Annotated in this window: 1 protein-coding gene; it reads right to left on the reverse strand. The window is 37.3% G+C overall.

What is annotated here, in order from left to right; genetic code table 11:
• Positions 1–201 precede the first annotated feature (201 nt).
• The gene (locus QNI22_RS40065; RefSeq protein WP_314520290.1) at positions 202–1,296 is read right to left on the reverse strand and encodes a serine hydrolase domain-containing protein; all 1,095 of its coding nucleotides are present in this window, start codon (positions 1,294–1,296) and stop codon (positions 202–204) included.
• Between the last annotated feature and the right edge of the window lie 369 nt (positions 1,297–1,665).

The raw sequence follows: 1,665 nt of genomic DNA on the forward strand, positions 1-1,665 counted from the left end.
CCAAGCTAATTGAATACAATAGCATTGGCAGACGTAGTAGTAAAGAGCGATAAGAGTTACTTGCATAACTACTTAACATCATTTGCTCTACATTTGCTTTTTTATCCCTTATCCGCATACTTAAAGTAAAATTTTTCAATGTTACTTAACCTATTTTTTATAATTTGCTCGACCCTAAGAAAGGCTCTTAGACACCTAAAACTAACGAATATCCTTCTTTCGACTACCCAGGAATTTAAGAGCTAACGCTGCCATGTCGCCGGTTAACTTTGTGGGCGAATGGCAATCGCAATTGCTCAATCCTATTACATAAATGTCTTCACTGGGAATGTATACACCCATTGTCTTAAATCCAAAAATGCTTCCCCCATGCTCCCGAGTTGGCACTTTGTTTATATCCCTGATGTGCCATCCATACCCATACGAAAACTCCGAACCATTATTTAGTTTATATCGGCTAAATGCTTTTCTCGTTGCAGCCGTATCAAGTAAAAGATTGTTGTTCAGTGAATTTTGCCATTTGAGCATATCCGATAAAGTGGACATTAAAGAACCGGAAGAAAACGGAACACTGAAACTAATTACAGTTTTATTTACATAGCCAAACTCTTTTTTATGGTATCCATAAGCTCTACCCTTAATAACGTTTCGATCACTCGCATAATAGGAGTGGCTCATACCCACTTTGTCAAAAATGTGTTTCTTGATATAATCTTCATATTTTTCACCGGAAACCAGTTCAATCAGATAACCCAGCAAAACATATCCGGAATTATTATAGTCAAACTTTTCACCTGGTACAAAATCAACAGGTTCGTCCTTAAAGAAATCTACCATCATTTTAGGTGTCATCTCTTTTTGTGCAATATCCTGTAAAGATCTCATTTTGGTAAAATCCTTTATTCCAGAAGTATGTGTCAACAGATGATGGATTGTTATCTTATTCCCATTGGGATAATCCCCAATATATTTTGAAATCGTATCCACAGTACTGAGCTTACCTTGCTGCTCTAACAGTAGTATTGCGACAGCAGTAAACTGTTTTGTCATGGAACCAAGTTGAAACACATTATCCACCGACAGGTTATGGCCAAGCTCCAGGTTCGCCTTACCAAAAGCCTTTTGATACACTGGCTTTCCATGATGCGCAATCATAAAGACACCGCCTGGACCACTTTTATCATTAAAATCCTTTAAAATTAGACCATCGACGGCCTTCTCAAGGCTTTGGGCTTGGATGGTAAATGGACTGCTGGTAAATATCCACAAAAGAAATACTACACAAATGTTCTTCATTTTTATCAATTTAGTATGTTACTCTGTTATTAGATGCACTGAAACAGGAATCGGTTACACAAATTGTATATTATTAGTAATTCTCTCTTGTCTACTGTATGTAATGCTCGATGTAGGCTCTACCTTGTTTTGAAATAGAGCTTCACACATGCCATCCTCCCGTAAAAATAGACCTTTTATACATTCTTAAGGGAAGCAGAAAAAATCAGTGATTATGAATCGGAGATGATGGATGATCTTATACGATCCATTAGTTTACACATAAAGAAAATCGCCATATAAAAGCAATTTTACAGAGGCATAGATTGCAGCTGATACGTGTGTATCATCAGCTCTGGCCTTAAAGCAAACGGGAGCGGAACTTCAGTC

The sequence above is a fragment of the Xanthocytophaga agilis genome, assembly GCF_030068605.1.
Classification (GTDB): domain Bacteria; phylum Bacteroidota; class Bacteroidia; order Cytophagales; family 172606-1; genus Xanthocytophaga; species Xanthocytophaga agilis.

Coding starts and splice junctions, on each gene's coding strand:
- QNI22_RS40065 (WP_314520290.1), bottom strand. CDS start 1,296: ATGAAGAACATTTGTGTAGTATTTCTTTTGTGGATATTTACCAGCAGT.